The 10,491-nt window shown below is 26.4% G+C and carries 12 protein-coding genes and 1 pseudogene; all 13 read left to right on the top strand.

Features of this window, described 5'->3' with window-relative positions; translation table 11 throughout:
* Positions 1–100: 100 nt before the first annotated feature.
* Positions 101–250 (top strand): annotated as a pseudogene (locus tag BN899_RS20340) (peptidoglycan binding domain-containing protein); the annotation flags it as partial.
* Positions 224–1,162, top strand: a complete 939-nt coding sequence (locus BN899_RS03740; RefSeq protein ID WP_052356560.1) for a VanW family protein — start codon at positions 224–226, stop codon at positions 1,160–1,162. The pseudogene BN899_RS20340 and the gene BN899_RS03740, both read left to right, overlap by 27 nt.
* Before the next feature lie 105 nt (positions 1,163–1,267).
* Positions 1,268–2,653 (top strand): aldehyde dehydrogenase, encoded by a 1,386-nt coding sequence (locus BN899_RS03745; protein ID WP_042273067.1) that lies wholly within the window; start codon positions 1,268–1,270, stop codon positions 2,651–2,653.
* A 130-nt stretch (positions 2,654–2,783) separates the two neighbouring features.
* Entirely contained in the window at positions 2,784–4,148 is a 1,365-nt protein-coding gene (locus BN899_RS03750; protein ID WP_042273071.1) for a tetratricopeptide repeat protein, read from the top strand.
* A 102-nt stretch (positions 4,149–4,250) separates the two neighbouring features.
* The gene (locus BN899_RS03755; protein WP_042273073.1) at positions 4,251–4,451 is read left to right on the top strand and encodes a hypothetical protein; all 201 of its coding nucleotides are present in this window, start codon (positions 4,251–4,253) and stop codon (positions 4,449–4,451) included.
* Positions 4,417–5,226, top strand: a complete 810-nt coding sequence (locus BN899_RS03760; protein WP_161628733.1) for a dipeptidase — start codon at positions 4,417–4,419, stop codon at positions 5,224–5,226. The genes BN899_RS03755 and BN899_RS03760 overlap by 35 nt, the downstream gene beginning before the upstream one ends.
* Before the next feature lie 95 nt (positions 5,227–5,321).
* On the top strand, positions 5,322–6,287 hold the full coding sequence (locus tag BN899_RS03765) for a WG repeat-containing protein (protein ID WP_052356564.1): 966 nt from the start codon (positions 5,322–5,324) through the stop codon (positions 6,285–6,287).
* Positions 6,288–6,406: 119 nt separating this feature from the next.
* Positions 6,407–6,769: a CidA/LrgA family protein gene (locus tag BN899_RS03770; RefSeq protein WP_042273076.1), complete on the top strand. Its 363-nt coding sequence runs from the start codon at positions 6,407–6,409 to the stop codon at positions 6,767–6,769.
* A 2-nt stretch (positions 6,770–6,771) separates the two neighbouring features.
* Positions 6,772–7,461: an LrgB family protein gene (locus BN899_RS03775; RefSeq protein ID WP_042273079.1), complete on the top strand. Its 690-nt coding sequence runs from the start codon at positions 6,772–6,774 to the stop codon at positions 7,459–7,461.
* Between the two features lie 431 nt (positions 7,462–7,892).
* Entirely contained in the window at positions 7,893–8,759 is an 867-nt protein-coding gene (locus tag BN899_RS03780; RefSeq protein ID WP_042273081.1) for a YitT family protein, read from the top strand.
* 414 nt (positions 8,760–9,173) lie between these two features.
* Positions 9,174–9,374: a hypothetical protein gene (locus tag BN899_RS19535; protein WP_042273084.1), complete on the top strand. Its 201-nt coding sequence runs from the start codon at positions 9,174–9,176 to the stop codon at positions 9,372–9,374.
* 62 nt (positions 9,375–9,436) lie between these two features.
* A complete protein-coding gene (locus BN899_RS03785) occupies positions 9,437–9,973 on the top strand; it encodes an MORN repeat-containing protein (RefSeq protein ID WP_242824068.1) in 537 nt (178 codons plus the stop codon).
* 67 nt (positions 9,974–10,040) lie between these two features.
* The gene (locus BN899_RS03790; protein ID WP_042273087.1) at positions 10,041–10,343 is read left to right on the top strand and encodes a rhodanese-like domain-containing protein; all 303 of its coding nucleotides are present in this window, start codon (positions 10,041–10,043) and stop codon (positions 10,341–10,343) included.
* Positions 10,344–10,491: the final 148 nt, after the last annotated feature.

Raw genomic sequence — 10,491 nt, forward strand, 5'->3', positions numbered from 1 at the left:
AATAGTTTTATGGAAAATATATATAAAACTATTAAATCAGAATTTGGTCAAAAAATAATTTAAGTATAACTATAGATTATAATGAAGAGAAGTTAAAAAACGTATAGAAGACATAGCAAAAGATATAGATGTAGATGTAAAAGATGCATCTATAAATATAAGTGGATCAAGTATAGAAATAAATGATTCAAATAGTGGTTTAAAAGTAAATATTGAAGAAAGCTTGAAAAATATTGTAAGAGAACTTAAAAAAGGAAATACAAAAGAAGAATTAGTAGTTACAAAGGTAGAACCAAGTATAACAAGAGAACAATTACAAGAAGTAAACACACTACTTGGAAGTCATACAACAAAATTTGATTCATCTGTATCTGGAAGAAGTACAAATATAAGATTAGCAGCAAACAAAACAAGTGATGTATTATTAATGCCTGGAGAAAGTTTTTCTTATAATGAACATACGGGAATGAGAACTACAGCAAATGGATACAAAAATGCACCTGTAATTGTACAAGGGGTTGTTCAAGAAGGTGTAGGAGGAGGCGTTTGTCAGGTATCATCAACTCTTTACAACGCTGCACTTTACTCAGGTGTAAGTTTTGTTGAATTAAAAAATCACTCAATACCATCTACTTATGTATCAAAAGGAAGAGATGCGACAGTTACAGATTCAGGAATAGATTTTGTGTTTAAAAATACTCTTGAACACCCTATATATATCAAAAATTATGTATCAGGAAATACTGTTACGTGTCAAATATATGGTAGTTCTAAAGATAAGCAAAATATACAGATATCAACAAGTGTAGATGGTGTATCTGAGGCTCCTATAAAAAAAGTAGAAGACCCTACTATACTAAAAGGTGAAAAAAAACAGTTAGAAAAGGGGAGAAATGGATACACAGTATCTACATATAGAATATACAAAGATGGAAATGGTAATGTTATAAAAAAGGAAAAAGTAGCAACATCATACTATCCTAAAAAACAAGGTGTTATAGCAGTGGGAACTATGGAAAAAACAGAAGAAAAACCACCAACAGAAACTCCAAAGCCACCAGTAACAACACCGCCAGTAACTATACCACCACAACCGGAGACACCAAATCCACCAGCAGAAGTACCGCCGGCAGAAAATACGCCACAGCCTAACCAAGAATAAGAAAATTTATAAACATAAAATTAAAATTTTTATATAAACTAATAAATAAAATAGCCTTTGGTAAAACAAAGGTTATTTTTATTTAATTAGTTAAAGGAGGTTATTATGGAAAAATTTAAAGAAATAGATTATATATTAGAAAAACAGAAAAAATATTTTGACTCTCAAATTACTAAGAATCCAGATTTTAGAATAAGTCAGCTAGATAAATTATTAAATGCAATTAAAAAGAATGAAAAATTTATATTAAAAGCACTTAAAGATGATTTACAAAAATGTGAATTTGAGGCATATGAAACAGAAATTGGAGTTGTAATATCAGAAATAAAAAGTGTAAGAAATAAAATTAAAAAATGGAGTAAACCTAAAAAAGTAAAAACGCCAGCTTTAAATATAGGTTCTAAAAGCTATATATACAATCAGCCATACGGGCTTTGTTTAATAATGGCACCTTGGAATTACCCTTTCCAACTTTGTATGTCGCCATTAATTGGTTCTATTATAGGTGGTAACTGTTCTGTAATAAAACCATCAGAGTTAGCGCCTAATACATCAAAAGTAATAAAAAAAATAATAGATGAAAATTTTAATGAAGAATATATATGGGTTGCAGAGGGAGAAATAGATACAAATCAGTATTTATTAAAAAAAGATTTTGACTATATATTTTTCACAGGAAGCCCAAAGGTTGGAAAAATAGTTATGGAAGCGGCAGCAAAAAATCTAATTCCAGTAACACTAGAATTGGGAGGTAAGAGCCCATGTATAGTGGATAAAAGTTCAGATTTAGAAATAAGTGCAAAAAAAATTGTTTGGGGAAAATTTTTAAATGCTGGTCAAACATGCATAGCTCCAGATTATGTTATAGCTCATAAAGAAATAAAATCTAAACTTATAGAAAATATGAAAAAATATATTACAAAGTTTTATACAAATGAACCATTAAAAAGTAATGATTATACAAGTATAATAAGTAAAAATCACTTTGATAGATTAATATCTTTAATAGAATACGAAAAAGTAGTTTACGGTGGAAATGTAGATGAAAATAATTTTAAAATAGAACCTACTATAATAAATAATGTAACTGTACATGATAAAGTAATGAGTGAAGAAATATTTGGTCCTATATTGCCTGTTTTAGAATTTGAAAGCTTTGATGATATAGTTAAAATTATAGATAATCATAAAAATCCTTTAGCACTTTATTTATTTACAAATAATAGTCAGTTTGAAAAACGTATAATTAATACAATATCATTTGGAGGAGGATGTGTAAATGATACTATAATGCATATTACAAACCATAATATGCCTTTTGGAGGAGTTGGTCATAGTGGAATGAGCTCATATCATGGTAAGAAAAGTTTTGAAACATTTTCTCATCAGAAAAGTGTTATGAAATCATCAAAAATAGATATTCCGATAAAATATCCCCCTTATAGTGAAAAAGCAATAAAGGCCTTAAAAAAAGCATTTGAAATATTCTAAAAACAGGTAGATATATGGAAATAAATGTATAGTTTTGACTTAAAATATCAAATATGGTATCTTAGATATATATTTAAAATGGGAGGCGATTGTTATTTTAGGTAAAAATATCAAACAAGATATAGAAAATATGCCTAGAAAAAGCTTAGATACATCTTTGATAGCAGAAGATAAAAGTGATTTAACTTTTTTTAATATAGATGAAGAAGAAAGTAATGATACATTAAAGGCATTAAAGAAAAGCTATGTTACAACAAACTATAAAGAGGAAACTATACTAAACTTACAAAATACATTAAATAGTACATCAGATGATACGACTAAAGAATTAAAAATAGAGTCATACAAAAGATATAATAATGCACTAGACTTAGCAGAAAAAAATTACATAACAAGTGCGTGTGATATTATTGAGAAAGCATTAGAAATTAATCCTAAAGATGTTGATATACTTAACCTAAAGGGATTACTTAAATTATTAAAATGTGACTTTTCAAGAGCATTTGAAAGTTTTTACACTGGTATGTGTTATGGAAATAATGAATTATCTAGAAAATATGTTGATATGTTATCATCAGATGATTTTAACGTCTTTTTAAGAAGATATAATCATTCGATAAGATTTATAAATGAAGAATTAAATCAAGAATCTATACAAATATTAGATAATATTATAGATGAAAATCCAGAACTTATAGAGCCATATGTTATATTATCGTTATTATATGATAAACTTGAAAATATAAAAAAGAGAGAAATTTATTTACATAAACTTAGAGAAATAGATAAAGATAATGAGATATTTGAAGAAAATAAAGAAAAGGATACACCAGAACCTAAAGAAACATCAAAAAAAGAAGAAAATTCTAAAAAAACAAATAAAAAGAGTCCTTTACCATATGTAATTATAGGCTGTTTAGCTATAGGTGTTGGGGCATTTTATTTAAATACAAAAAACAAAATGGACAACCTAGAATCAGAACTTACTCATAAAGAACAAAAGCTAAGTGAAGCAGATAAAAAATTAGGTGAAAAGACTCAACAATTAGATGATACTAATAAAGAATTAGATAAAGCAAAAGATGATGAGAGTAAATCAAGTAAAGAAATTGTAGTAGCAGATGAGCAAACACTTTACAATGAGGCCTTAAAATTAAAAAAAGAAGAAAAATATACTGATGCTATAAATAACTTCAAACATGTTATAAATAACGGAAAATCACAAAAATTTATTTCGGAATCAATATATCAAGTAGCTCTTATAAGTGAAAAAACGGGAAATAAGGAAGAAGCTATAAAATATTATAATAAGTATATAAATACTTATACTTCTAAGTCAGAATACTATGATGATGCTTTTTATCAATTAGGTATGTTATACTACAATAATGGAGATTTAGAAAAGGCTAAGAAAACATTCTATGGAATGAGAAGTGAAGTTCCAGATAGTATGTATAATAACTCTAAAGTAAAAGAAATTTTACAAGAAAAATAAGCATATATATAAAAGAGTATTACAATTAATTTGTAATGCTTTTTTTTATGCAAAGACTATAAAACTTAGAAAATAAATTTTATTATAACGGGAGGATTGAACATGATACTAGATATTCATGCAGATATATTTACAGATATATTTAATAAAAAAATAAGTGGTGAAAGTAATATAATAGAAAAATATCATTTAGATAAATTTAATAAAGGTGGAATTAATGGAGGAATATTTGTATTTTGGACAAAGCCTGAAAGTGAATATGATAACTATGAAACATTTAAAAAAAATGATGAGATATGCTAATGAGGAAGTTGAAATATCAAAGAATTATTTAACAATAGCTAAAAATTATAAAGAGTATATAAATTCATTAAAGTCAGGTAAAATAACAGCTATGATGAACTTAGAGGGACTTAGTGTACTAGAAGGTGATATTAGTAAGATAGAAGAAATATATGATTATGGTATAAGATTTTCTTCACTAACTTGGAATGAAGAAAATGAATTCGCATGTGGAATAAAGATAAATAATGATAGTGGGCTTAAAGAAAAGGGAAAAGAATATATAAAATTAGCTGGTGAACTTGGAATTGTCATAGATGTATCTCATGCAAGTGATAAAACTTTTTACGATATTTATAACAATACTAAAAAGCCTATAATAGCAAGCCACTCAAATTGTAGAAAGTTATGTAATGTAGGTAGAAATTTATTAGATGAACAGTTAAAGCTTATTAAAGAGACTGGAGGTATAGTAGGTATAAATGCGTATAGAGACTTTATACATGAAGAAAAATCAAAAAAAGATTTAAGTAATTTAATTAATCATATAGATCATATGGTTGATTTAATAGGAATTGATTCAGTGTGTTTTGGATTTGATTACTGTGATTATATAGAAGATGATGTACAAGAAAATATTAAGGCAAGAAAAGAAGTTACAATTGGATTAGAAAATGCATCTAAAACCCAAAATATAATATATGAACTAAGAAACAGAGGCTATAAAGATATAGATATAGAGAAAATTTCACATAAGAACTTTTTAAAATTTATGCAAGATAATGTAAACAAGTAAGTATAACAGTATTTTAAGAATAAGCATAGTATACCCTATAAAATAATAAACTGTAATGTTAGAATAAATTTATTTTTTATAGGGGGAGGCTAAGCATGATAAAAAAAGACTTATTTCTTCCAATACTTAGAGATGGAAAATATGGGTTTATTGATAAAGATAAAAACACTGTGATAAAACCAAGGTTTAAATATGTCTCAGAAAGATTTAGAGATGGTTACTGTGTTATTACTTATATTAAAAAAATAAGGAAAAATGTAAGATGGGTATTTGGATATATTGACCAATTAGGAAATACAAATATAATGCTTCATCTAGAAAGTGCATCGGAGTTTAACGAAGGATTAGCTCGAATAAAAATAGATGGAAATTACGGGTATATAGATACTTCTCTTAAAGAAATAATAAAACCAAAATTTGATATGGCAGCAAATTTTAGAGATGGACTAGCAGGAATAAAAGTAAATAAAAAATGGGGATTTATTAATAAGGATGGAGATGTTGTAATACCAAATACATACACATATGTAAACCAATTTTTTGATGAGCGAGCTTTAGTTGAGGTTAAGAATAAGTATGGATATATAAATAAAATAGGTGAATTTATAGTATCTCCAAGATATGATATAGCAACAGATTTTTCAGATGGATTAGCAGCAGTTAGAGTAGATGATAAGTGGGGTTATATAGATAAATCTGGAGATTTAAAAATAGAATTATTATTTGATAGAGCTAAGCCGTTTTATGAAGGATTAGCAGCTGTATGTATAGATGAAAAATGGGGCTATATAAACAAAATGGGTGAAATTATTATTGATCCTATGTTTGATTATGCTTGTAACTTTAAAGATGGATTGGCTAGATTTAATATAGGATATAATTCACTTACAAGAGGAATCAGTAGCCCTAAGGGTGGAATGTGGGGCTTTTTAAATAAAGAAGGAGATATAGAAATAATTCCTATATTTGATTCTATATCAGATTTTGAAGATGGATATGCTCAAGTAATAGATGGAAATAATAATAACTATATAGATAAATACGGAAAATTGATTTTATAAATTAAATTGAAAAAAAAATTCCAAAGTAGTAATATAGATAAGGGGGAAAAGGGAGGATTAAACCTCCCTTTAACTTTTCATTAATATTTTAATCAGATTTTTTTCAAGGAGGAATAAAAATGAGACTATTTAATCAGCTAGCTTTAATATTAGGTATATGGGCTGTGGGAGAATATATTAGCTCGCTAATACGAAGTATAGTTGTAATACCAGGAAGTATAGTGGGGATGATTTTATTATTTTTAATGCTACAATTTAAAATAATAAAACTTGAAGGAATAGAAAAACTTAGCAATTTATTTCTAGACAATATGGCACTGTTTTTTATACCAGCAGGAGTATCTTTAATAAAATCTTTAGATATTATAGCAAGTAATATTTGGGTGCTAGTAATAACAATACTTATAAGTACAGTTATAGTTATGTATTTCACAGGTATTGTAGTCGAAAAAATGATAAAAAGCAAAGTTAAGGAGAGTTAATCATGTATGACATTTTAAAAACACCAATATTTGGAATCGTTGTAACAATTTTATTTTTTAATATGGGATTATATATACAAAGAAAAACAAAAAAAGCAATATTCAATCCATTATTAATAGCTATACTAGGAATTATATTATTTTTAGATATAAGTAAAATACCTTATGAAAGTTATAAAATTGGAGGAGATAATATAAATTACTTTTTAGGACCTGTTACAATAGTACTTGCAGTTCCATTATATAAACAATTCGATTTATTTAAAAAACATTTATTAGAAATACTTATAGGTATAGGTTGTGGAGTTGTAGTATCGTTTATATCTGTAATGATAATTGGTAAATTTACAAATGCTAATATGGATATAATTAATTCATTAATTCCAAAGTCGATAACTACCCCAATGGGATTATCTTTGACAAATACAATTAATGGGATAGAATCTGTAACAGTGGTGGCTATAATTTTTACAGGAATACTAGGAGGTATATTAGCTCCAATAGTATTTAAAATCGGTAAGATAAATCATCCAGTAGCAAAAGGAATCGCACTAGGAACATCAGCACATGCACTAGGAACATCAAAAGCATTAGAGATGGGAGAGGTAGAAGGTGCAATGAGTGGTTTATCCATAGGTATATCTGGAATAATAACAGTTATATTAATTCCTATAATAATAAATTTATTATAAAATTTAATTAAAATAAAAAATAAATTTATTAAATAAAAATGAAATAAGTAAGGTTACCTATTCATAGATTGAAATCTTGGAAATATATATTTCATTTTACTAAATCGTGTATACAGTATGTAAAACGTATAAAAAACTGAAAATACTATATAAAATAGTGATAACATTAGATATTAAGTGAAAAATAAAGTAATAATTTATTGCAGGATTTGAAATATATTTATCATACTGTGATAGAGTTAAATTTATTTAATCAAAACCTAACCGTTATAATTTTTACAATATATGTAAATTTAAAAATATACACTAGACATATAAAAAAAAGATAATATAATATATGATGTATTAAATAATATAGAGTATTGAAAAATATTATTTAATCAAAATATCTATGTATACAAGTACGTAGAAAAAGGTGAAGGGAGAAAGAAATGAGTAAAGTTAACACCGCCCTAGAAGACAATATATTCTTGAGATATCTTGTTATAATAGCAGGAATGACAATTTCATCTATAGGGGTCAACGGTTTTTTAAGACCAGCACATCTATTAAGTGGAGGAGTGCCTGGTGCATCAGCAGCTATAAATTATATAACTGATATAAATATAGGTTTATTAACATTTATTATAAATATACCTATATTCATTTTAGGATTTATTTACCTGGAGAGAGAGTTTTGTATTACAAGCTTAATAAACATGATATTATTTTCTACACTATTAGGTATAACGCAGGATGTAGGTCAATTTATACCAGTAAAAGATATATTACTTCAAAGTGTATATGGAGGTATACTATCGGGTATAGGATCAGGGCTTGTATTTAAGACTAAAAGCTCACAAGGTGGAACGGATATAATAGCAGCAATATTAAAAATGAAAATTAATATCCCTGTAAAAGATACAATGCTTTTTATAAACATTTTAATAGTATCAATAGGTGGAGTACTATTTGGAATGCAACTGGCATTATATACTCTTATAGGCATGTTTTTAAGTTCTTCAGTAATGAATATTGTAAAGGATGCTATGAATAATCAAAAATCTGTAATGGTTATATCTAAAGAAAGTGAAGCTATAGCAAAAGAAATAATGCATGAATTGCATAGAGGAGTTACTTTTTTAGAGGCTGAGGGTGCTTATACTCATGAAAGAAAGAAACTTATATACTGTATAGTTTCATCTAATGAAATACCAAAAATAAAAGAAATATCATTAAAGTATGATAAAAAATCATTTATGTCAGTTAATGATGTAAATGAGGTTAAAGGAAGAGGATTTAAAGAAAAATTTTTATAAGATATGTATAAAACTTATAAATTATATATATAATATATATTGAGAGGAGTGCGTATCCTCTCAAAACTCTAGAGTTAAAATTACATCGGTATTACTTATACATAATTATATGTGGGAGTAGTGAAGAAGAAGTTTGCATAGATTATAGTGTATGAGAGCGGAAAGCTTAAGCTATTTAATGGAATTCGGATAATTTTATATGCGAAGTTAAAAGTAGGGTATACCAGGTTAGGGTGTAGCCTATTTTTAATTTTAAATAATATTCTCTTAAAGCTTGTAAATTTATTTTTTATTAATTAAATAAGTATATTAAAATTATATTTTTAAATATATGTATAGAAAAGTATAACGAATTTAATATATAATAAGTTTGAGGTAATAATAGTTGACTAGTGGTGATAGGAGAAGTACATTATGAGGTTATCTAAAGAACACATTGATATATATAACGAATACTTAAGATTTATAAATGAAGTAAATAAAGAAATTAAATCAGTTAAAAGCATACAAAAAAATACATTAAGAAAAGATGAAAAAGCAACAGAAGAAGAAATATTAGCATTAGAAGAAGGTAAAATAATAGAAGAAAATGAAGAAGTCAAAAAGAAAAAATAAATAATAAAATATATAACTTTTCAAATGGAGATGTATATATAGGTAAAATAGTAGATGGTAAAATGAATGGTAAAGGCATTTATACATTTACAGAAGGAATAGAATACTTAGGTGAATTTAAAAATGATATAAAGTCAGGTAAGGGGATGTGCACATTTCCAAGTGGAAATATATATATAGGATCATTTGAAGATGATGTAATGAGTGGTATAGGTCAAATGAACTATAAAAGCCAAGATGAGTATATAGGCAATTGGAAAGATGGCAAGAAATCTGGTATGGGAATATATAAATGGAATGATGGATGTATATATGTAGGAGAGTTTAATGACAATAAAATGGAAGGCTATGGAAGGTGCTATGCTTCTAATGGAGATGTAATATATGAAGGAGAATGGAAAAATAATTTAGTGCATGGACAAGGAACATATATATGGGAAGAAGGTAAAAAATATATAGGTGAATTTATGCATGGAAAAAGGCATGGAAAAGGTACTTTTTATTTGCAAAATGAGCTAGTATATGAAGGAACATGGGAGTTTGATAAACCTTGCATATTTAATATGAGTTTAGATGAAATATTTTCATTAAGATACTAGTAATTCATCTTAGCACAATGATTTTAGCATAATATTTTGGGGTATAAACCAAAAGAGGTGAATTAGTATGAATTTTAAAAATATAGGAAGAAACGAATTAAAGAAAATAATAGAAAATAATGATGATATTTTCTTATTAGATATAAGAACAAAAGAGGAGTATGAAGAAGGTAATATAGAGACATCTGTTAATATACCGCTACATGATCTTTTATATGATATAGATGATATAGAAGAATATAAAGATAAAAAAGTAATTGTCTATTGTAGAAGTGGGCATAGGAGTATTACGGCTTGTAATTTATTATCTATGTCAGGGTTTACAGATTTATATAATTTAGAAAAAGGTATAATTGATTATAAGCTCTAGCTATCTGCTAGAGTTTTGTAATATACTTGACAATATAATGTGTATCAATTAGTATGTTCTAAATAATCATATTATAAAAATGGAGGAGAAGATGGATAATATAGACACTAATAGCAGTAAATATAAGAATTATTGTGACAAAAGTGGA

It is taken from the genome of Faecalimicrobium dakarense, assembly GCF_000499525.1.
Lineage (GTDB): Bacteria > Bacillota > Clostridia > Peptostreptococcales > Peptostreptococcaceae > Faecalimicrobium > Faecalimicrobium dakarense.